Consider the following 19,977-nt stretch of genomic DNA (forward strand, 5'->3'; position numbering starts at 1 on the left):
TCCAGGCGGCGGCCAAAACCGCCGCCCAACAGAGTGACAGTCACACTCACATCCTCCACCGCCACCCCGGCCACCCGTGCCGCGATGGCGGCGCCCATCTGCGGCACCTGGGTCGGCACCCACAAAAACACCTTGCCCTCCCTGACTTGGGCGGTGCAGTTCATGGGCTCAAGGGTGGCATGTGCCAGATAAGGGGCGCGATACACGGCTTCGATACGTCGGGCAGCAACTGCTTCGGCCTTTTCGGTGTCACCTTGCTCATGAAAAACAAAACCCGCATCTGTCTGGAGCGCCGCCTCCAGCTCGACTTCGATCTGGCGCGAGTCCAGCGCCCCGGCCGGCCGTTGCTGCCAGTCAACAGCCACGGACTGCGCCGCCTGCTGCGCCTGCCACCAGCTTTTGCCGACCACGGCAAAGCCGGCGGTGGAGCCGGCATAAGCCGGCAAACGCACGAAACGCTCAACACCCGGCTTGGCCAGCGCGGCGGAAATATCCATTGCGCCCGGCGCGCCGCCCAGCATCGGACACAGACGAATGGCGGCATACAGCATGCCGGGCAAACGTACATCCAGCCCGAACCTGGCTGTTCCGTCGACTTTGGCCGGTATATCCCGGCGCGGCGCGCTTTGGCCGATGAGCTTCCAGTCCTTGCGCTCCTTGAGCCTGACCGTGCCCGGCGGCGTGGCGGCGGCGAATTTGGCCAACTCGCCGTAATGGGCGGATTTTCCCGAGGGATGCGAAATCACGCCGTCCGTGACCGTGAACTCAGCCACAGGCAAGCGCCACTGCAGGGAGGCCGCACCTAGCAGGGACGCGCGTGCCGTAGCTGCGGCTGTGCGCACCACCGTCCAGGCGTCCGCCACGCTGCTGGAGCCGCCGGTCGCATTGATGCCCAATTCGCGCGCCAACTTTCCCACCACCCATTCGCCGGCCTCGACTTTGAACGGCCGCTGCTCGGCCTCCAGCGGATGGAAAGGCAGGCTGGCTACCAGCATCGCGACGTTGCCATAAATCGTGTCGGAGCCGGCTTGCTCCAGCCGTATACGCGCCAGCGGCAGGTCCAGTTCCTCGGCCGCCAACATCGGCAGCGCCGTGTGGACGCCCTGTCCCATCTCGCTGCGCGGCATGGCCAGCACCACCGAACCATCGGGCAGCACCTTGATCCAGCCATTGAGCGCGATCTCGCCTTCTGTCGGCGGCCAGAGACGGCCTGACCCAGTGCGCGAGCGCGGCGGCAGAAGGCCCCAGCCGACGATCAGCGCGCCAGTCGCTCCCGCCGCACTGAACAGCCAGGTGCGACGTTTCATACCCGCTTCTTCACTGCACCACCGGCCGGGATGCCGGCCGCACGTTTGATCGCCACACGAATCCGCTGGTAGGTACCGCAGCGGCAAATGTTGGTCATGGCCGCATCAATGTCGGCGTCGGACGGTTTGGGCGTCTTTTCGAGCAGCGCCGCCGCCGCCATCAACATGCCGGACTGGCAGTAGCCGCACTGCGGCACCTGTTCGGCGATCCAGGCCTGCTGCAGGGCATGAGGTTTGTCCGGCGTGCCCAGCGCTTCAATGGTCTGGATGCGCTTGCCGGCCAAGGTAGACGCTGGCGTGACACAGGCGCGGACCGCCCGCCCGTCCACCCGCACTGTGCAGGCGCCGCAGGCCGCGACTCCGCAGCCAAACTTGGTCCCCGTCATATTGAGCAGGTCGCGCAACACCCACAACAAAGGCATGGCGGGGTCGGCCTCAACCTGAACGACTCTTCCGTTGATCTGTAATTCCATGAACCAGGCTTCCGGGTTGGTCAGCAGGTCGGGGAAGGTGCGCCGCTGATTCCGGTCCAACTATAGCGACGACGCCGGGCAGGCAATAGCCTGAAAACCAGCATGCGAAACGGCGCACCCGGATAATCCCTGACAACATGGCACTAATTACACTTCTTGACGCTCAACTTGCTTTTGGGCACGTCGCCCTGCTGGACCACGCAGATTTCTCCCTCGAAACCAACCAGCGCATTGGCCTGATTGGCCGCAACGGCACCGGCAAGTCCTCGCTGCTCAAAATCCTGGCGGGACTGGAAAAACCCGACGACGGCACCTTGCAGTTGCAGCAAAACCTGCGCATCGCCTACGTGCCGCAGGAGCCGAGTCTGGACCCGCATGCTACTGTTTTCATAGCTGCCAGCGCAGGCCTGGCAAGGGTCAGACATATTGTTGAGCAGTATCTGGCGGCCGACGAACACACCGATCTGGACGCCCTGCAGTCGGAAATCGAGGCGCTGGACGGCTGGAACTGGGAGCAGCGGGTCGAGGAAACCCTGCACCGCCTGCACCTGGACAAGGACGCCATCGTTGGCTCGCTCTCGGGGGGCACCAAAAAACGCGTGGCGCTGGCCCAGGCGCTGGTCGCCAAGCCCGATGTGCTGCTGCTGGACGAGCCGACCAACCACCTGGACCTGGACTCGATTGCCTGGCTGGAGGAATTGCTGGTCAATTTCAACGGCAGCATCATTACCATCACCCACGACCGGGCCTTTCTCGACCAGGTGGCCACGGCCATCGTCGAGCTAGACCGCGGCAAGCTGCTGACCTACCCCGGCAACTTTGCGCAATACCTGATTCAGAAAGAGGAACAGATGGCGCAGGAAGCCGTCATCAACGCCAAGGCCGACAAGCTGCTGGCACAGGAAGAGGTGTGGATCCGCAAAGGCGTGGAAGCCCGCCGTACCCGGAGCGTGGCGCGAATTGGACGGCTGGAGGTACTGCGTGACAGCCGGGCATCGCGGCGCGATGCGGTGGGGCGGGTCAACCTCGACGTCTCCAGCGGTGACAAGAGCGGCAAGATCGTCGCCGAGCTCACCGAAGTTTCCAAAAGTTTCGGCCACCCGGGCGCCGAAAAACTCATCGTCAACAAATTCAGTGCCACCTTGCTGCGCGGCGACAAGATCGGCCTGCTGGGCCCGAATGGCGCGGGTAAAAGCACGCTGCTCAAGCTGATCCTGGGCGAACTCCAGCCCGACGTGACGACGCCACCCGGCAAGATCCGCCATGGCGCGAACCTGCAGGTGGCCTACTTCGACCAGATGCGCGATGCCCTGGACCTGGACGCCACGCTGGAGGATTTCATCAGCCCGGGCAGCGAATGGGTCGAGATCAACGGCCAGAAAAAACATGTCAAGAGTTACCTGACCGACTTCCTGTTCAGTCCTGAGCGCGCCCGCTCCCCTGTCCGCAGCTTGAGCGGCGGCGAGCGCAACCGGCTGCTGCTGGCACGCCTGTTCGCGCGGCCGGCCAATGTGCTTGTGCTGGACGAACCGACCAACGACCTGGACATCGACACGCTGGAACTGCTGGAAGACTTGCTGCAGAACTATGAAGGAACCGTCTTCCTGGTCAGCCACGACCGGCGCTTCCTTGACAACGTGGTCACCAGCACCATTGCGTATGAAGGCACGCCTGGTAATCCGGGCTTCTGGCGCGAGTATGAAGGCGGCGTGACAGACTGGCTGACGCAGTCCAAACGCGCGGCGCAACTGGCCGTCGGCGGAAAAACCCACGCCAGCGCGGGCTCGCCCAAAACCGCAAGCAAAAATTCCGTACAGCCCATGAAGGACGGGCGTGAGGTGCTATCAAAAAAGAAACTGAGCTACAAGGAACAGCGGGAACTCGACGGCCTGCCGGCGTTGATCCAGCAATTGGAATCGCAGCAAAAAGCCATCACGCAGGAATTGTTCGACGGCACGCTGTACACCAGCAATGCCAGACGCGCGGCCGAACTCAATGCCCGCAACAGCAAGATCGAGGAAGAATTGATGGTCGCGCTGCAACGCTGGGAAACGCTGTCGGGCTAGGCGGACGGACGGGCGGGGTCGCGGCAGGCGCCTACAAGATCTTGCGCACCTTTCGGGCCGAAAGGCGGCTGCTGAAACAGCTGCTTACGCTAAAGTGGCGGCAACTCCAAAGCCCTTCATGAACCTCCGTGCGCCGCAAGCTGCCTGTCCGACTTTCACCGCCTGGCGCTGGCTCGCCCTGCTGACGCTGGGGGCGTGGCTCACCGGCTGCGCATCGCTGCCCAGCGAGGTGGACCGCCCGGTCTCCACGGCGTTGGCGAACCCCGAACAAACCCGCATCGGCAATGCTGTGCAGCAGCGTGCGGCCAGGGCCGGCACCCGTAACGACTCGGGTTTTGCGCTGGTCAACAGCGCCGAGCTGGCATTTACCAGCCGCATGGCGCTGATCAACGCCGCGCAGAAAACCCTGGATATCCAGTACTACGCAATCCATGCCGACGAAACCACCGAGCGCATGTTCGACGCCCTGCGCGCGGCCGCTGCGCGTGGCGTGCGCATCCGCATCCTGCTCGATGACTTCAACACCGCCGGCAAAAACGCTCAGGTGCTCAAGATCGCCTTCGAGCCCAACATTGAGCTGCGCCTGTTCAACCCGCTGCCGGGCAACCGCCGTTCGCTGTTCTTCCGCATCCTGGGATCGCTCAAAGATGTGGACCGCATCCAGCGGCGCATGCACAACAAGATTTTTGTCGCCGACAACGCGGTGGCCATCACCGGCGGCCGCAATCTGGGCGAGACCTATTTCGGCCAGGGCGAAGGCACCAACTTCGTCGACGCCGACGTGCTGGCTGCCGGCCGCATTGCACGCGAACTGTCACACAGCTTCGACCAGTACTGGAACAACCCGTTGGCCTACCCGGTCCAGTCGCTGATGACACGGGACGAAATCGAGAAGATCAAACCCCCGTCCAGGGCGGCAGCAGCCGCCGCCCCGCCAGTAGCCGCCGCCCAGGCACCCGATGGCCCGTCCGTGCAGCCCACGCCTGCGAGCCCAGCCGCCACGCAAGGCATGCGCACCACCACCGCCCCCGACGGTACGGTGAGCGTGATCGAGCCCCTGCCCGACAGTACCAACCTCGCGCTGCTGGACTGGACCTGGGCACCGGCGGTGCTGCTGGTCGACAAGCCCTCCAAAATTGCCGCTGATGCCGATGACGTGCAACAGGCGCAGGACACGACGGTCGACGGTCTGCTGCAACTGATGTCGCAGGCCAGCGGCGACCTGCTGATCGTGTCGCCCTACTTCGTGCCTGGCCAACGGATGATGGACCAGTTCGCGGCCATCCGGCAAAAAGGCGTGCGCATCCGCGTGCTGACCAACTCGCTCGCCTCCAATGACGCACCTGCCGCCCACATAGGCTATGCCCGTTACCGCAAGGAACTGCTGGCCCTGGGCATCGAAATTTACGAAATGCGCGCCGAGCAGAAAGGCTCGCTGACCAGCTTCGGCTCCACCGGCAGTTCCGGCTCGGCCGGCGGCTCGCGGGCGAGCCTGCACTCCAAAATCGTGGTGCTGGACCAGCGCCTGCTGGTGATCGGCTCGATGAACCTGGACCTGCGCTCGCAATTGCAGAACACCGAGGTCGCACTGGCGATCCGCAGCTCCAAACTCGCGGGCGAAACCATTGCATTGATCGAGCCGGCGATGGCGCGTGGCGCGTACAAGGTCGAGCTGTTGGACGGCCAACTGATGTGGCGCGCACCGCAAGACTCCAAACTCGCGGACACCCGCAGTGAGCCCGATGCCAGCACCGGGCTGAAGCTGATGCTCAAGCTGCTCGGCCCTTTTGCGCCGGAAGAAATGCTTTAAAAAAGCTGGCTCCGCGTACAGACGCGCGAATCCTTTCAACTTACGCTGGCCTGGGGCAAACCTCGCGCCTGTCCCACCCTGACAGGCTCCTGGCGAGAAACACCTTGTTGGCTGGCCTGGCTTGCCCAACAATGAGGGCTCACCACTCCCCTGCAGTGTTGCCCTCGTCCGCCTGTGCGCCGGGGTCGACATTAATCACGTCATGCCTCTGAGTACCTCCCTGAAAAAAGCCGCGCCGACCCTGTTGCTGGCCGGTTTGCTGCTGGCGCTTTACGCCTGGCAATTCGGACTGCAGTCGCCTTACCGCTTTGAGCTCGAATGGGATGAGGAAGTGCAGTTGCATGACAAGCGCATCATCAACATACACATCAAACGCAGTTATGAACGCCACTCCCTGCTGTCAGGATGGGAAGGCATCCACCGCGCGACCGAAGTCAGTTTTGACGCTGGCCCGCTTTTCGGCCCCTTCAGCGCCCGCTTCGCGCCTGACGACCTGGCATTGATCGACCAGGACCAACAGGTCTGGTATTTCGCGACGGTCCGTTCCGCAGGCACTGGCTTGAATCGGTCAGGCAACAGATTGCCACCGTTTTTCACGCTCAAGCCAGGCACCGGGCTGGTAGAGGCGGGACGCGGGGAGAAACTTCCGGAAGTATTCACCCGGTGGAATGTGATGTCAGCCACGCCTGATGCTACGGGACTGGTGAAGTTTCACAACACCCGAGTCGGGCTGGCCGAAAAAATGCGCCATTGGGCAGCCCATCCGCGCTCCGACAACGACGAGGTCCGGCTCGGGCCAAAAGTCCAGGTCAGATGAAGCGATATTTATTTCATGCACTTGCACTGTTGGAAGAAAGGCTCGGACCAAAATGATCAAAACTTGGAACGCAATCAATCCGGTCGACGCCTTCCGTCGGGTTCTTGCTCGCAAGGGGGACAGACGCGCAGACCACCTGGCAGCTTTCCCCAGAATAGCCCCAAAATACGCCTATGAACCCAGCGCCCACCCCGTTTGCCCTTCCTCACTTCTGGGCCGACCTGAAAAGCCCCGACTTTGCCCGCATCGACGCGGCCGCAACGATTGCCGTGTTGCCGGTGGCCGCGATTGAGCAGCATGGGCCGCATTTGCCGCTGAGTGTGGACACCGACCTGGTCAACGGCGTGATCGCGCACTGCCTGCCGCACCTGAACAATGTGCCGGTGCTGTTTCTGCCGACGCAAAGCATTGGCCGCAGCATCGAACACATCGCCTTTCCCGGCACCTTGACGCTGGGCGCGGCGACGCTGATCCAGAGCTGGGTGGACCTTGGCGAGTGTGTGGCGCGCACCGGTATCAAAAAACTGGTGCTGCTCAATGCGCACGGCGGCAATGTCTCGACGCTGGACATCGTGGGCCGCGAGTTGCGGGCGCGGTTTGGCCTGACAGTGTTGATGGTCAACACCTTCAGCCTGCCCCTGCCGGCTGAGGTCAAGCAACTGTTCGGCCCAGACGAGGAGCGTTTTGGCGTGCACGGCGGCGATGTCGAGACCTCAATGATGCTGGCGCTGCACCCGCACAAGGTGGACATGGGGCTGGCGCAAAACTTTCACTCCAGCAGCCAGGACCGCGCGCAGAGCTACGCCATCCTCGGCAACGGCAGCAGCGCCAAACTGGCCTGGGCCGCGCAGGACCTGCATGCGGCTGGGGCGGCCGGCAATGCGGCGGCGGCCACCGCAGAAAAAGGCCTGGCCGTGTTGCAGGCCAGCGGGCAGGCGCTGGCGCGGCTGCTGCACGAAGTCCAGCAGCTCGCAGCGCTGGGCTGATGCAGAACCGGCAGCCCTGACAAATACTGGAGACATCGGCTGACACACTGCAGATGCCTGGGCGATGAACAATGATTGAGATTAGCGTAACTGCGCCTCCGCGACTGCGCCCCTGAACAAGGATCCACCATGCGAGCCCTCGCCCTTTGCTTACCCACATCCCGCTTTGCCCTGTTACCGCTGTGCACCGCGCTGACCATGGGTCTGGCCGCCTGTGGCGACACCTCCAAACTGCCATCTGGCGCCGATATGGGCGCCACGCCCACCCTGCCCGAACCCGTCAAGTCGCTGATTCCCACTGTGAACATCGCGCCGGCCCAGGGCTGGCCCGAGGGCGTGATGCCGCAGCCCATGGCCGGCATGACCGTCACCGCGCTGGCAACCGGCCTGGACCACCCACGCTGGGTTTACACCCTGCCCAACGGCGACGTGCTGGTGGCCGAGAGCAACAAGCCGCCCCAGCCTGATGCCGGTTTCAGCATCAAGGGCTGGATCATGGGTGTGGTCATGAAACGTGCAGGTGCCGGCGTGCCAAGTGCCAATCGCATCACGCTGCTGCGCGACGTCGATGGCGACGGCAAGGCGGAAACCCGCACGGTGTTTATGCAGGGCCTGATGTCGCCGTTTGGCATGGCACTGGTCGGCAAGGAACTGTTCATTGCCAATGCCGATGCACTGGTCAAAGTGCCCTATGAAGAAGGCCAGACCGCCATCACTGCCACGCCAGTCAAGGTGGTGGAGCTGCCAGCGGGCATCAACCACCACTGGACCAAAAACGTCATCGCCAGCCGCGATGGCAGCAAGCTTTACGTCACGGTGGGCTCGAACAGCAACATCGGCGAAAACGGCATGGACATCGAGGTCGATCGCGCGGCAATTCTTGAAGTCGATCCCAAAACCAACACCCGCCGCCTGTTTGCCTCTGGTCTGCGCAACCCCAACGGCATGGGCTGGGCGGCCGACGGCACGCTCTGGACCGTGGTCAATGAGCGCGACGAGATCGGCAGCGACCTGGTGCCCGACTACCTGACCTCGGTGAAAGACGGCGCCTTTTATGGTTGGCCCTACAGCTACTACGGCCAGAACGTCGATGTGCGCGTGACGCCGCCCCGGCCCGATCTGGTGGCCAAGGCACTGTCGCCCGACTACGCACTGGGCGCCCACGTCGCGCCGCTGGGCATGGCGTTTGCTGAAGGCAACAGCTTGTCGGCGTCGCTGGCCAGCGGTGTGTTTGTCGGCGAACACGGCTCCTGGAACCGCAAGCCGCTGAGCGGCTACAAGGTGGTATTTGTGCCCTTCACCGGCAGCAAGCCCTCGGGCAAACCGGTGGATGTATTGACGGGTTTTGTCAGCCCCGGCGGCAGGGCCTACGGCCGGCCTGTCGGTGTAGCAATGGACAAACGCGGCGCGCTGCTGGTGGCCGACGACGTGGGCAATGTGATCTGGCGCGTGGCCGGCACGCCGGTGCGCTAGTTGTTGCTGCTCAGGTCATTTTCTGCATAAAATTAGCCTCTAGCCCATGTTGGACGGTCACCATCAGCTATTTATTTGATAGCAATTTTCAGCAAAAACTATCTCAGGGTTGCCAGATACGCGGCCATGTCGCGCGCATCGCCTTCGCTGACGCCCATGCCGGGCATGGCCGTCAGCGGCTTGACGGCCTTCGGGTCGCGCACCCACAGCACCAGGTTGTCCGGCGTGTTGAGCAGCTTGCCAGCGATCAGGCTGCGGCTTGCCAGGCCCTCCAGAGGCGGTCCGACATTTGGCAGTGAACTGGTGATGCCCGGAATCGTGTGGCAGGCTTGGCAGGCGTACTGGCCCAGCGCCAGCTTGCCGCGCTCCACATTGCCGGCGCGCAGGGGAGCGGCGGCATCCGCACGCTGCGGCGCGGCACCGGCGTCCCGCGTCGCCTGCGCGTAGGCCTGCGGGCTGAGGGTCGGCAGGGCGTTCACAAACGCGACCACATCCCACACCGCGTTGTCGTCGAGCCGGAACTGCCAGGCCGGCATGCCGCTCATCTTGATGCCATGGCGTGTGATCCAGTAAATCTCGCGCGGACGCCAGCGCTGCAGCGCGTCCACCAGCGGCCCCGGCACGGGCTGCATGCTTTTGCCGATGTCAGCCTGCGCCACACCTGGCGCGCCATGGCACTGCACGCAGTGGTCACGAAACAGCGCGGCGCCGCGCAGCAGCCGCGGCGCGTCGTCGAGTGGCGGCGTTGCGATGTTGCGGGCGCGCCAGCGCACCGAGTTGCGCATCGTGGTTTCCAGCAGCGAATGCACCGGCTGCAAATGCTGCGAGGTCGCGGCCACGTTGTAGACGCCGCTGTAAACCACGACGGCCGCGCCGGCCAGCGCAACACCCAGCAAGGCGGCGACCGTGGTGAGCACCAGCGTGGCTTTTTTCATCGCAACCATTGTGCGGCGCGAGCCTGCGTTTAAAGACAAGTGTCGGCGCTGTCCTGCATGGATTTGCGCACGCCTGGACAAGAATCGGGCATGCCTTTTCCTGTCCTGCTGTGCCGAGCCGTCTGGTCGGTTGCCTTGCTGCTGGCCGCCTGCGGCGGAGATGCTGCCGACCCGACCCGAGCGACGGCGGTGTCGGCGCGCGGTGACGCCGCGCTGGGCCTGCGCCTGCTCACGCAATACCAGTGCGGTAGTTGCCACGTCATTCCCGGTGTGTCGGCGGCGCGGGGTGTGAACGGGCCGTCGCTGCAGGCCTTTGGCAAACGCAGCTACATCGCCGGCCGGGTTCCGAATTTTCCCGACGCGCTGGCGCAGTGGCTGGTCGCGCCGGCCTCGCTGGTGCCAGGCACCGCGATGCCCAGCATGGGCGTGTCGCCTGAGGAAGCGCAGCACATGGCGACTTACTTGGGGCAACTTGAATGAGTTCGGTCTTGCCGCCACACATCCAGTCGGTGCTGGCGCCGGCCGGCGAGGCCGCCGCCCGCATCACCAGCCTGAGCTGGCTGCTGATCATCGGTGCCACGCTGATTTTTGTATTCGTGATGACGCTGCTGGTGGTTGCCCTGCGAGGTCGCGAGCGCGCCCGACCGGTGTCCAGCCGGCTGTGGATCATCGGTGGTGGCGTGGTGTTTCCGCTGGCGGTGCTGAGCGCGCTGCTGACCTGGACCCTGGCGCGCACCCCCGGCTGGCTGGAGCGTCCGCCGCCCGGCGCGCTGGTCGTCGGCATCACGGCCCACATGTGGTGGTGGGAGGTGCGTTACCGCGATCCGGCCAGCGGCCAGGAAGTAACGCTGGCCAACGAGCTGCACCTGCCCTCGGGCCGACCCGTCTGGCTGGGACTGAGCAGCCCTGACGTGATCCACAGCTTCTGGGTGCCGGCACTGGGCGGCAAGATGGACATGGTGCCGGGGCGGGTAAACCACCTGATGGTGCAGGTGGACCAGGCCGGCAAATGGCGCGGCCAGTGCGCTGAATACTGCGGTGAGCAACATGCACGCATGGCCATCCATGTGGTGGCGCATGCGCCCGCCGACTTCGACGCCTGGCTGGCAGCGCAGGCGCTGCCAGCGGCCGTGCCCATCGGCGCATTGGTCGAACGCGGCCGCGCGGTCTTTCTGGCGCAGCGCTGCAACGCCTGCCACACGGTGCGCGGCGTGGCCGAAGAGGGCAAGCTCGGACCCGACCTCACCCATGTCGGCAGCCGGCTTTATCTGGGCGCCGGCACCTTGCTGAACCAGTCCGGTGCAATGGCGCACTGGGTGGCGCACACGCAGGAGCTCAAGCCCGGTGCGCGCATGCCCTCGTCGGCCGATATGGATACCGGCACCCTTCAGGCGCTGGCGGCTTATCTGGAGCACTTGAAATGAAATTCAACACACCTGATGGCCTGCCTTCAAGCCTGCCGCGTCCACCGGGCGAACTCGAGCGACTGGAGCGAGCCTGGGAAACGCCCAAGGGCTGGCGCCTGCTGTCCGCCGTCAACAACAGCCAGATCGGCGTGTTCTACATCGCCACCGCGTTGCTGTTTTTTGTGCTGGCCGGCGTGCTGGGGCTGATGATGCGGGCGCAGCTCGCGCTGCCCGATAACACCCTGCTCAGCGCGCAGACCTACAACCAGGTCTTCACCATGCATGGTACGGTGATGATGTTTCTGTTTGCTGTGCCGGTGGTCGAAGCGATTGCCGTCTACCTGCTGCCCGGCATGCTGGGCGCGCGCGACCTGCCGTTTCCACGTCTGAGCGCCTATGCCTTCTGGGCCTATGCAATAGGAGGCATCGCGTTTTTTTGCACAATTTTTTTCGGCGTGTCGCCCGACGGCGGCTGGTTCATGTACCCGCCACTGACCGGCAAAGAGCATTCGCCGGGCCTGGGTGCCGACTTCTGGCTGCTGGGCATAGGTTTCATCGAGATTTCGGCAATTGCCGGCGCGATTGAACTGATCATCGGCATCCTGTTCACCCGCGCACCGGGCATGACATTGGGCAAGATGCCGGTGTATGCCTGGGCCATGCTGGTCACCGCGTTCATGATCGTATTTGCCTTTCCGGCCATCATTGCCGGCACCTTGCTGCTCGAGCTGGAACGCGCCTTCGACTGGCCGTTTTTCATCGCCGCGCGTGGCGGCGATCCGGTGCTCTGGCAGCACCTGTTTTGGTTCTTCGGCCACCCCGAGGTCTACATCATCTTCCTGCCGGCCGCCGGCATGGTCTCCATGATGGTGCCGGCCATGGCGCGCACGCCGCTGGTCGGCCACCGCGCCATCGTGATCGCACTGGTGGCGGTCGGCTTCATCAGTTTTGCGCTGTGGGCGCACCACATGTTTACCGCCGGGTTGAGCCGGCACGCGATGCTGTTTGTTTCGGCCGCGAGTTTTGCAGTCGCCATCCCGAGTGCGGTACAGGTGTTTTCCTGGATCGCAACTTTCTGGAAAGGCCGTGTGCAGATGACGGCGCCCACACTGTTCCTGCTGGGCTTTCATTTCATCTTTGTGCTGGGCGGGCTGACCGGCATCATGGTGGCAGTGCTGCCCTTCGACTGGCAGGTGCACGACACCTACTTCATCGTGGCTCACCTGCATTACGTGCTGATAGGCGGCATGGTGTTCCCGGTGTTTGCGGGCCTCTATTACTGGACGCCGGTGTTCAACGGGCACCGCCTGTCCGAGCGCTGCGCGCGGTGGGTGTTTGGTCTGATGTTCGGTGGTTTCAATCTGGCATTTTTCCCCATGCACATCAGCGGCCTGCTCGGCATGCCGCGGCGTGTCTACACCTATGCGGGCGATCTCGGCTGGAACTTGCTGAACCTGCTGTCGAGCGTCGGCTCCCTCATCCTGGCGCTCGGCGTGTTGCTGTTTTTCATCGACGCTGCGCGTGTGGTGTTCAAGAAAAAGGTCGAACATGGCGACCTGTGGAACGCGCCGACGCTGGAGTGGCTGCCGCAAGAGGACTACGGCATGCGCAGCATTCCGCAGGTCGAGTCGCGCGAACCGCTGTGGGACAGTCCCAAACTGGCCGCCGAGGTGGTGGCCGGCCGGCACTGGCTGCCCGGCACCCATTCGGGCGGGCGGGAAACCCTGGTCACGAGCTGGCGCGACGCGGTGCCGCAGCACCTGCTGGTCCTGCCGGGCGATAGCTGGTGGCCTTTCATCGCGGCAGCCGGTACGGCGGGATTCTTTTTGCTGCTGACGGTATCGCAGGTGGTGGTGGCATTTGCCTGCGGCATCACGGCCATCGTCGCCATCGTGGTCTGGCTGTGGCAGACCGATACGCCGCCGCACGCCCTCACCGCCGAAGTGGCCGACGGTGTCTTCCTGCCAGTGGGCGCGCGCGGCACCGCCTCGCATTCCTGGTGGGCCATGATCATCCTGCTGTGTGTTGATGCCACGGTGTTTGCCTCGCTGGTGTTTGCGCATGTGCATGTGTCCATGGCTGCCGATGTCTGTCCGCCTCCTGGCGCCAGCCTGCCGGACGTGTTCTGGCCGCTGGCATCGAGCGGCTTGCTGCTGGCCGGGTCGGCGGCGATGATCAGCGCGCAGGCGCTGCTGGCACGCGGCCGCTGCACGCCGGTCTGGCTGCTGGTGTTGCTGGCGGTGGTGTGTCTGCTGACGGCTTTCGGCCTGGACGGTTGGGGTCAGCAACTGGCTGGCCTGAGCCCGACCGCCCATGCCTGGAGTGCGACAGTGGCGGCGATGAGCGCCTGGCAGGGGTTTCATGTGGCGGTACTGCTGATCATGGGCCTCTACGTCTGCGCCCGCGTCTGGACCGGCAAGCTGCGCAGCGACGCGCGCGCCTCGCTGGACAACACCGCGCTGCTCTGGCACTACGTCACCGTGCAGGGTCTGGCCGGCATGGGCATCATCTATCTGATGCCGCTGCTTTAAGACTATTTTTGCCTCTAGCCCATGTCTGGTGGGCGCCAGCAGCTATTGAATCAATAGCATATCCGGGGTCGAAGCGGGGTCAGGAATAGGTGATCCAGCTAGTGTGTTCGGGCGCGTCCAGGTGCGGCAGCGTGTTGTAGGTCACCAGCATGTGTCGCTTGGGCGTGAATGCGAACTCGGTCAGTGAGCAGTTGCGTATGCGCAGGTTCAGCTCAATGGTGGTTTCCGGCGCGGTGCCCAGCACATGGCCGACGGCGGTGGAGATCGGCCCGCCGCTGGAGACCAGCAGTACGTTGCCGCTGTGATTGGCGCGGATGTGGTCCAGCAGGGCGGTGATGCCCGCCACAAAGTCGGTGTAGCTGGGCATGCCTTTGGGGCTGACGACACCGCCCATCCATTGCGCCAAGCCGTCTTTCAGCAGGCGGAAGTGGCTGCGGTACATCTCGGGTGAAGTCGGCTTTTCCAGCTTGTGCGGGTGGATCGCGCCGATCACGGCTTCGCTGTCGTATTCATTCAGACCCACCCAGGCCGCTGCCTCCATGAGCGTTTCCATGCCCTCGCAGATGCCCGCGAAGGTTTTCAACTGACGCTGCAAAGTGCCGGTGAATGCGGCCTCGAAGCTGATGCCCTTGTACTTGAAGTATTCGCCGAGGCGCAGGCTTTGCCGGTAGCCCATCTCGCTGAGCACGTCGTAATCGTCGGCACCAAACGAGGCCTGGCCGTGGCGCACGAGGTAAAGGGTTCCCATGGCTCAAATTGTGGCGTGCCCCTTCACTGCATTTAGTCACGCGCGGGACTGGGTGCGCCACCTCAGGACGCCAGAGCGACAAGGACCGGGATTTTTCAAGCAGGGGCCGCGGAACTGGCTTTGCCAGTCCGCAGGCGCAGCGCCCCATGGGGGGCAGCGCACTACGCGAAGCGAGAAACGTGGGGGGCTGGCAGCTAGCACCTTGGCAACAGTGGCACTGTCCACATTGCCGCCGCACAGCGTGGTGCCGACGGTCTGGCCGCTGAGTTGCGTGCGCTCCTGCATGGCGGCGGCAAAACTGGCCGCGCCCGCGCCTTCAGCCACGTTGTGGGTGTCGGCGTACAGATCGCGCATGGCCTGGGCCACTTCGTCGTCGGTCACTTTCACGATGTGGTGGATGTGTGGCGCCATGATGTTCAGCGCCGACGCGTCGGCGATGCGGCAGGCCATGCCGTCGGCCAGGTGTGTGCTCACCGGCGCCTCGACCACGCGGCCAGCAGCCAACGAGTCGGCATAGGTGGTGGCGTGGGCGCTGACCACGCCAACGATGCGCAGGCTGCGGCCCAGCGCGAGTTTTGCGGCGATCGCCGAGCAGGCGCCCGAGCCCTGGCCGATGGGCACATAAACCACATCAAGTTGCGGCACGGCCCGCATGAACTCCCACCAGTAGGTGCTGACGCCGCTGAGCAGGTCGGCATGGAAACTCGGCACCATGTGGGCGCCGCGTTCAGCCGCCAGCGCAATCGCGAACTCGCGGCTTTCCTGGAAGTCCTCGCCGTGTTCGATCAATGTCACGCCGAGCGCGCGCATGGCGGCGTTTTTTTCCAGCGAGTTGCCGCGCGGGACCACGATGGTGCAGGCCACGCCACGCGCGCGGGCCGCCCATCCCATGCTTTGCCCATGGTTGCCGCGGGTGGCGCTGACCACTTCTGTCGGCAGCGCGCCGCGCTGTTTGAGCGCATCGAAATAAGTCAGGCCGCCGCGGATCTTGAAGGCGCCGACGGGCGTGTGGTTCTCGTGCTTGATCCAGCAGTCCGTGCCCAGGCGCTGACTGGACAAACCCCAGCGGTATTGCGGCGTGGCCTGGAATTCGCGGTAGACCACGCGTGACGCGGCTTCGATCTCAGCCAACGAGGGCAAGGCGCCTTGGTGTATTTCTTTCAGCACGGCGTTCATGCGGTTCTCTTTTCAGTCAGCAAACGCAGCGCCAGCAGGCCCAGCACCGTACCCATTACATAACGCTGCACGCGCATCCAGGTGATGTTGCGGTTCAGGAACACGGCCAGGCCGGCGGCGAAAAAGATGATCACGGTGTTGATGGCCAGGCTGACAGTGATCTGCACCGCGCCCAGGCTCAGGCTTTGCAGCAACACCTGACCGCGCTCGGGGTGCAAAAACTGCGGGAAGAAGGACAGGTAAAACATCGCAACCTTGGGGTTCAGTAAATTTGTCATGAAACCCATGAGGAAAAGCTTGCGCGGCGGGTCATGCGGCAGGGCGCGGGTTTCGAAGGGCATCGCGACGCCAGGCAGCGCCGCGGCCCTGGCCGCAAGCGTGGGGGCGAAAATATTGCCGCCGGGTTTGACGGCCTGCCACGCCAGCCACAGCAAATAAAGCGCACCGGCGAGCTTGAGCGCGCTAAACGCCAACGGTGCCGCCAGCAGCAAGGCGCTCAGGCCGAATGAGGCGCCCAGCAAATGCACCACAAAACCGAGGGCCACACCACCCAGCGAGACCATGCCGGCGGCGCGGCCCTGGCACAGGGTGCGCGAGATGCAGTAAATCATGTTGGGACCGGGTGTCAGCACCAGCGCCAGCGCGACCAAGGCAAACCAGATCAGCTCCTGAGCAGTCAGCATCTAGACGCCTTTCGATTCGAGTGTGACGAGCCCACGCGGTGTGTTCAGCGTGGCGACGAGGTTGGGCGTGCCGCGGCTCACGCCCACGCCTGTCAGACCGATGGCTGCATGCGCGGCCTGCAGTGATTCGGGCCGCGGATGGCGGACCTGCAGCGCTTCCAGCGTCACGCCCGAGTCAGGCATCGCATCCAGCGGATGGGTTGCACGCGCTGGGTCCTCGCCGGCCTCGCCCCACTGGATCAGCGTCGGCAGCGTGCCATAGAACAGGCGCTGGCCGTCGTCGCGCACGGTGATGCGCCAGCTCAGCAGGCCACCTGCGGTCTGGCGCGACGCGGGCACCACGGCGCCGCGGTCCAGGCCCTGGTTGGCCAGGACCTTGACGGCCGAGACCACGCCGGGCACGCTGGCGACAAAGTGAATCAATTGCGGCCCTTCCTTGGACACGCGCGATTGCAGCAGCGGGTCGTCCATGTCGAACCAGCGGTGTTTGCCGGGCGGACGCGCGGGGGTGACTCCAGGCTGGATCGCGATGATCTCGAAATAGGCGCGCGGAAAGGCCGTACTCGCCACGCTGAACAGCCGGTTGTGGGTGCCCATCAGCGGGTGCTCGCCGCCGGGGCCGGGCGTGATACCCAGGGTGGCTTCGCACCAGTGAATACCCTGATCCAGACTGGCGGCCACCACGATCAGGTGATCGACCTGCGCCGTGATCACAGCGTCACCGATCCATCAATACAGGTGACCGATTCGCCACCGACCCAGACCTGTCCTGAGCCTGTCGAAGCGGCCTGCGCTATGCCGGCCGCGTTTTCACGGCTCAGCTGGACCCGGCCGGCGCGACCCAGGCAAGTGCCTTGCGCGACGGTGTAGTTGTCCGGCGCATGGCCTTCGGCCATCAGCCACTGCGCCAGGCTGGCATTCAGGCTGCCGGTGACCGGGTCTTCGTTGATGCCCATGGGCGCGGCGAAGGCGCGCACTTCGAAATCGGCGGTTTCGGCCGGTACGCCGTGCTCACTGGGGGAGAAAGCTCTGGCTTCGCGGTTTGCACGCGCTATCAATTGAGGAGCTGCTTGCGCAAAGTGGGCGCCGGCTACACCCACTTTTAATCCATATTTCTTGAGCGCCAGGTGGTCCGGCTCCAGTTGCAGCACGGTGTCGGCGCTGTCCAGCAGCAGGCCCAGCCACACCGGGCCATTGTCGAGAACCTGGGCCGCAATGATGTGTTTCGCTTTCAGGCCCAGCGCAGCCGCCACCTGGGCCAGTACGACCGGGCTGGGCGCGGAACGCTTGAGCGCCGGTGCGGCAAAAGCCAACTGCCCGCCGGCCTGCCCTGAGCCTGCCGAAGGGTCGCGACGGATGTTGACCAAGCCGACCTGGCACTGCTGCACGATGACATCCTGACGTTTTGGCACGCCGCCGGCTTCCAGCCAGGCGTGGCAGGTGCCCAGCGTCGGGTGGCCGGCAAAAGGCAGCTCGCCGCCCGGCGTGAAGATGCGCACGTGATAGTCGGCCGAAGGCTCAGAGGGCGGCAGCACAAAGGTGGTTTCGGACAGGTTGGTCCACTGCGCAAAACGCTGCATGGCCGCATCGTCCAGGCCGCTGCCGTCCAGCACCACGGCAAGCGGGTTGCCAAAATAGGGCTGGTCGGTGAAGACGTCGACTTGTTTGAAAGGTCTGATTTTCATGGCGGCGTTTGAAAGGTGAAAGCTCAGCTCAGTTGCAGGTCCAGCACACCCTTGCTGGCCTGACGCGCACGTATGCTGTCGTACCAGCGCTCGATGTGCGGCCGGCTCTGGCGCTGCTGCGGCAGACCGAACCAGCGGTGGATTTCGCAGGCGATGGGAATGTCGGCCACGGTGAAACGCTCGCCAACCATGAAACTGCGCTGCGCGAGGTGGGCGTCCAGCACGGCCATCAGCGCCTCGACGACTGCATTCGACTCGGCAATCGCGCGCTCATCGCGCTGCTCGGGCGGCGTGCGCACCAGTTGCCAGAAGCCGGGCCGGCTGGCCGGGTTCAGCGTGGTCTGCTGCCAGTCCATCCAGCGCTCAGCATCAAAACGCTCGCGCAGGTCGGTCGGGTACATCTGCCCTGATGAATGTTTGGCCGCGAGGTAACGCACGATGACATTCGACTCCCACAGCACGTAGTCCTCGTCCTCGATCACCGGCACCAGCGAATTGGGGTTCAGCGCCATGTACTCGGGCGTCTTCACCACGCCGAACAGGCCGCCGGCTTCCGTGCGCTGGATATCCAGCGCCAGCTCCTGTGCCGTCCACACCACTTTCTTGACGTTGATGGAGCTCATGCGCCCCCAGATTTTCAGCATCTATTTGGCCTCAACACTGTTGGCCCCCACGCTTGTCGTTGCGCGAGCCTGCGTTGGCTGGCTCTCGCGGATGGCCGCCGCCAGAGCCGCCACACCGGTGTTGATCTGGTCCACGCTGGCCGTCACAAAAGACAGGCGCAAGGTGCGCGCATCGGCGTTGTCGGCGTAAAAGGCCGAGCCCGGCACAAAAGCCACGTTTTTTTCGACGGCTTTGGGCAGCAGCTCGACCGCGCTCATGCCGGCCGGCAGGCGGGCCCACAAAAACATGCCGCCATCGGGGGTGTTCCAGCTGACGCCTTCGGGCATTTCACGCTTGAGTGCGGCCAGCATGGCGTCGCGCTGCGACTTGTAGAGCGCGCGAATCGTCGGCACATGCCGATCCAGAAAGCCGTCCTTCATGACCTCGGCAATCATGCGCTGATTGAAGCCCGGGCTGTGCAGGTCGGCCGCCTGTTTGGCCTGCAGCAGTTTGGGATACAGCGCTTTCGGCGCCACCAGGAAACCCAGGCGCAGGCCAGGTGCCAGCACCTTGGAGAACGATCCCAGGTAGAGACAACCGTCAGGGTTGCGCGCCGACAGCGGCAGCGGCGGCGGTGCGTCGAACCACAAATCGCCATAGGGGTTGTCCTCAATGATGGGCAGGCCCAGTTCGGCCGCTTTGGCCGACAACGCGGCGCGGCGCGCCTCGCTCATGGTGCGGCCGGTCGGGTTCTGGAAATTGGGCAGCACATACAGAAAGCGCCCGCCTCTGGCTTTCATCGCCAGGTCATTGACATCGATGCCGTCGTCGTCGCTGGCGACGCTGATCACCTGCGGCTCCATCGGCGTGAAAGCCTGCAGCGCGCCCAGGTAGGTCGGCGTCTCCACCAGGATGGGGCTGCCCTTGTCAATCAGGATCTTGGCCAGCAAATCCAGACCCTGCTGCGAGCCGGTGGTGATCAGTACCTGGGCCGGATCCACCTGCCAGGGCAGGCTGGCCGCCACCATCTCGCGCAGCGGAGCGTAACCCTCGCTGGCGGCGTATTGCAGCGCGGCCTGGCCGTCTTCACGCAGCACTTTGGCGCAGGCGTCGGCGAAGTCGCTGATCGGAAAGGTTTTGGGCGACGGCAGGCCGCCTGCAAAACTGATGATGCCGGGCTTTTCGGTGACCTTGAGGATCTCGCGGATCACCGAAGGGTTCATTTTTTCGGCGCGTGCGGCCAGGGTCCATTGCATGTTGTTGGTGTCCATGGTTGTT

The 19,977-nt window shown here is 64.2% G+C and carries 18 protein-coding genes (1 of these 18 cut by a window edge); 8 read left to right on the plus strand and 10 right to left on the minus strand.

Annotation, left to right across the window (positions count from 1 at the left end; genetic code table 11):
- Positions 1–1,307 carry the 5' portion of a xanthine dehydrogenase family protein molybdopterin-binding subunit gene (locus IEX16_RS12355; protein WP_188708791.1) on the minus strand. Its footprint begins 955 nt before the window's first position, so 1,307 of the gene's 2,262 nt are visible here — the first part of the coding sequence; its start codon is at positions 1,305–1,307; the stop codon falls past the left edge of the window.
- Positions 1,304–1,780: a (2Fe-2S)-binding protein gene (locus IEX16_RS12360; RefSeq protein WP_188708848.1), complete on the minus strand. Its 477-nt coding sequence runs from the start codon at positions 1,778–1,780 to the stop codon at positions 1,304–1,306. The genes IEX16_RS12355 and IEX16_RS12360 overlap by 4 nt, the downstream gene beginning before the upstream one ends.
- A 137-nt stretch (positions 1,781–1,917) precedes the next feature.
- Between IEX16_RS12360 and IEX16_RS12365 the strand changes: the two genes are divergently transcribed.
- From IEX16_RS12365 to IEX16_RS12385, 5 genes are all read left to right on the plus strand, one after another.
- Positions 1,918–3,846, plus strand: a complete 1,929-nt coding sequence (locus IEX16_RS12365; protein ID WP_188708792.1) for an ATP-binding cassette domain-containing protein — start codon at positions 1,918–1,920, stop codon at positions 3,844–3,846.
- A 118-nt stretch (positions 3,847–3,964) separates the two neighbouring features.
- Positions 3,965–5,656, plus strand: coding sequence for a phospholipase D family protein (locus tag IEX16_RS12370; protein WP_188708793.1), 1,692 nt, complete (start codon positions 3,965–3,967; stop codon positions 5,654–5,656).
- A 202-nt stretch (positions 5,657–5,858) separates the two neighbouring features.
- The gene (locus IEX16_RS12375) at positions 5,859–6,473 is read left to right on the plus strand and encodes a hypothetical protein (protein ID WP_188708794.1); all 615 of its coding nucleotides are present in this window, start codon (positions 5,859–5,861) and stop codon (positions 6,471–6,473) included.
- Between the two features lie 173 nt (positions 6,474–6,646).
- Entirely contained in the window at positions 6,647–7,459 is an 813-nt protein-coding gene (locus tag IEX16_RS12380; RefSeq protein WP_188708795.1) for a creatininase family protein, read from the plus strand.
- A gap of 129 nt (positions 7,460–7,588) precedes the next feature.
- Positions 7,589–8,932: a PQQ-dependent sugar dehydrogenase gene (locus IEX16_RS12385; RefSeq protein ID WP_188708796.1), complete on the plus strand. Its 1,344-nt coding sequence runs from the start codon at positions 7,589–7,591 to the stop codon at positions 8,930–8,932.
- A 98-nt stretch (positions 8,933–9,030) separates the two neighbouring features.
- Here IEX16_RS12385 and IEX16_RS12390 read toward each other — a convergent pair whose 3' ends face one another.
- Entirely contained in the window at positions 9,031–9,867 is an 837-nt protein-coding gene (locus tag IEX16_RS12390; protein WP_229676319.1) for a c-type cytochrome, read from the minus strand.
- Positions 9,868–9,957: 90 nt separating this feature from the next.
- Here IEX16_RS12390 and IEX16_RS12395 point away from each other — a divergent pair, with 90 nt between their 5' ends.
- From IEX16_RS12395 to IEX16_RS12405, 3 genes are read left to right on the plus strand one after another with little or no spacing between them, the layout of a single operon-like run.
- Positions 9,958–10,347: a c-type cytochrome gene (locus IEX16_RS12395; RefSeq protein WP_229676320.1), complete on the plus strand. Its 390-nt coding sequence runs from the start codon at positions 9,958–9,960 to the stop codon at positions 10,345–10,347.
- Complete coding sequence (gene coxB, locus IEX16_RS12400) at positions 10,344–11,291, plus strand: cytochrome c oxidase subunit II (protein WP_188708797.1); 948 nt, start codon at positions 10,344–10,346, stop codon at positions 11,289–11,291. The genes IEX16_RS12395 and coxB overlap by 4 nt, the downstream gene beginning before the upstream one ends.
- Entirely contained in the window at positions 11,288–13,804 is a 2,517-nt protein-coding gene (locus IEX16_RS12405; protein WP_188708798.1) for a cbb3-type cytochrome c oxidase subunit I, read from the plus strand. Before coxB ends, IEX16_RS12405 begins: the two co-directional genes overlap by 4 nt.
- 79 nt (positions 13,805–13,883) lie before the next feature.
- Here the strand turns inward: IEX16_RS12405 and IEX16_RS12410 are convergent, their stop codons facing one another.
- From IEX16_RS12410 to IEX16_RS12440, 7 genes are read right to left on the minus strand one after another with little or no spacing between them, the layout of a single operon-like run.
- A complete protein-coding gene (locus IEX16_RS12410; protein WP_188708799.1) occupies positions 13,884–14,552 on the minus strand; it encodes a histidine phosphatase family protein in 669 nt (222 codons plus the stop codon).
- Positions 14,553–14,588: 36 nt separating this feature from the next.
- Positions 14,589–15,728: a threonine dehydratase gene (locus tag IEX16_RS12415; RefSeq protein WP_188708800.1), complete on the minus strand. Its 1,140-nt coding sequence runs from the start codon at positions 15,726–15,728 to the stop codon at positions 14,589–14,591.
- Entirely contained in the window at positions 15,725–16,411 is a 687-nt protein-coding gene (locus IEX16_RS12420; RefSeq protein WP_188708801.1) for a LysE family translocator, read from the minus strand. The genes IEX16_RS12415 and IEX16_RS12420 overlap by 4 nt, the downstream gene beginning before the upstream one ends.
- The gene (locus IEX16_RS12425; RefSeq protein ID WP_188708851.1) at positions 16,412–17,122 is read right to left on the minus strand and encodes a VOC family protein; all 711 of its coding nucleotides are present in this window, start codon (positions 17,120–17,122) and stop codon (positions 16,412–16,414) included.
- Positions 17,122–18,096, minus strand: coding sequence for a PhzF family phenazine biosynthesis protein (locus IEX16_RS12430; protein WP_188708802.1), 975 nt, complete (start codon positions 18,094–18,096; stop codon positions 17,122–17,124). The genes IEX16_RS12425 and IEX16_RS12430 overlap by 1 nt, the downstream gene beginning before the upstream one ends.
- A gap of 23 nt (positions 18,097–18,119) precedes the next feature.
- Complete coding sequence (locus IEX16_RS12435) at positions 18,120–18,740, minus strand: glutathione S-transferase family protein (RefSeq protein WP_188708803.1); 621 nt, start codon at positions 18,738–18,740, stop codon at positions 18,120–18,122.
- Positions 18,741–19,970: an aminotransferase-like domain-containing protein gene (locus tag IEX16_RS12440; RefSeq protein WP_229676321.1), complete on the minus strand. Its 1,230-nt coding sequence runs from the start codon at positions 19,968–19,970 to the stop codon at positions 18,741–18,743.
- Positions 19,971–19,977 lie beyond the last annotated feature (7 nt).

This window comes from Polaromonas eurypsychrophila, assembly GCF_014641715.1.
Lineage (GTDB): Bacteria > Pseudomonadota > Gammaproteobacteria > Burkholderiales > Burkholderiaceae_C > Polaromonas > Polaromonas eurypsychrophila.

Excerpts from the sequence above, each read along its gene's own strand:
- IEX16_RS12360 (WP_188708848.1), bottom strand. The coding sequence starts at position 1,780 with ATGGAATTACAGATCAACGGAAGAGTCGTTCAGGTTGAGGCCGACCCC.
- IEX16_RS12365 (WP_188708792.1), top strand. The coding sequence starts at position 1,918 with ATGGCACTAATTACACTTCTTGACGCTCAACTTGCTTTTGGGCACGTC.
- IEX16_RS12370 (WP_188708793.1), top strand. The coding sequence starts at position 3,965 with ATGAACCTCCGTGCGCCGCAAGCTGCCTGTCCGACTTTCACCGCCTGG.
- IEX16_RS12375 (WP_188708794.1), top strand. The coding sequence starts at position 5,859 with ATGCCTCTGAGTACCTCCCTGAAAAAAGCCGCGCCGACCCTGTTGCTG.
- IEX16_RS12380 (WP_188708795.1), top strand. The coding sequence starts at position 6,647 with ATGAACCCAGCGCCCACCCCGTTTGCCCTTCCTCACTTCTGGGCCGAC.
- IEX16_RS12385 (WP_188708796.1), top strand. The coding sequence starts at position 7,589 with ATGCGAGCCCTCGCCCTTTGCTTACCCACATCCCGCTTTGCCCTGTTA.
- IEX16_RS12390 (WP_229676319.1), bottom strand. The coding sequence starts at position 9,867 with ATGAAAAAAGCCACGCTGGTGCTCACCACGGTCGCCGCCTTGCTGGGT.
- IEX16_RS12395 (WP_229676320.1), top strand. The coding sequence starts at position 9,958 with ATGCCTTTTCCTGTCCTGCTGTGCCGAGCCGTCTGGTCGGTTGCCTTG.
- coxB (WP_188708797.1), top strand. The coding sequence starts at position 10,344 with ATGAGTTCGGTCTTGCCGCCACACATCCAGTCGGTGCTGGCGCCGGCC.
- IEX16_RS12405 (WP_188708798.1), top strand. The coding sequence starts at position 11,288 with ATGAAATTCAACACACCTGATGGCCTGCCTTCAAGCCTGCCGCGTCCA.
- IEX16_RS12410 (WP_188708799.1), bottom strand. The coding sequence starts at position 14,552 with ATGGGAACCCTTTACCTCGTGCGCCACGGCCAGGCCTCGTTTGGTGCC.
- IEX16_RS12415 (WP_188708800.1), bottom strand. The coding sequence starts at position 15,728 with ATGAACGCCGTGCTGAAAGAAATACACCAAGGCGCCTTGCCCTCGTTG.
- IEX16_RS12420 (WP_188708801.1), bottom strand. The coding sequence starts at position 16,411 with ATGCTGACTGCTCAGGAGCTGATCTGGTTTGCCTTGGTCGCGCTGGCG.
- IEX16_RS12430 (WP_188708802.1), bottom strand. The coding sequence starts at position 18,096 with ATGAAAATCAGACCTTTCAAACAAGTCGACGTCTTCACCGACCAGCCC.
- IEX16_RS12435 (WP_188708803.1), bottom strand. The coding sequence starts at position 18,740 with ATGCTGAAAATCTGGGGGCGCATGAGCTCCATCAACGTCAAGAAAGTG.
- IEX16_RS12440 (WP_229676321.1), bottom strand. The coding sequence starts at position 19,970 with ATGGACACCAACAACATGCAATGGACCCTGGCCGCACGCGCCGAAAAA.